Genomic DNA, 382 nt, shown 5'->3' with positions numbered 1-382 from the left:
GTCTAACACTATCGAAGGGGTGATTATCGATAGTGAGCAGGATGCGCGAAAAGGCATCGCTATGACGGAAGCTAAAGTCGTGATAGCTTCCGTAACGACGATTCCTGTTAGGGTTATCAAAGCGTTGACCCAGGCCTACCAGATCCCCGAGCCGCTCCCCTGGAGCCAGATTGCCACGCCGCTGGCGGCGGCCGAGGATTCACTCGCGCGGCTCGACGAGCGGCTGGCCAAAAGCCCGATCCGCGACGGCTGGGCCGCGCGCACTCATTTCGCCGATGCCTGCGCCACTCTGTGGCTGGAGGGGGAACTGGTCCACCTCGACGATCTTGTTCTCCACGACGCCGGCATGGACGGCCGCGCGCCGACCCATGAGCTCACCCGC

1 pseudogene is annotated in these 382 nt (G+C 62.8%); it reads left to right on the top strand.

Annotated elements, in window-relative coordinates:
* Positions 1-61: 61 nt before the first annotated feature.
* Positions 62-382 (top strand): annotated as a pseudogene (locus tag DY467_RS26110) (RHE_PE00001 family protein); the annotation flags it as partial.

This window comes from Rhodopseudomonas sp. BR0G17, from assembly GCF_010907025.1.
GTDB classification, from domain to species: Bacteria; Pseudomonadota; Alphaproteobacteria; order Rhizobiales; family Xanthobacteraceae; genus Rhodopseudomonas; species Rhodopseudomonas palustris_H.
Note: the sequence above shows the minus strand (reverse complement) of the source record. Positions and strands in the feature narration are given on the sequence as shown.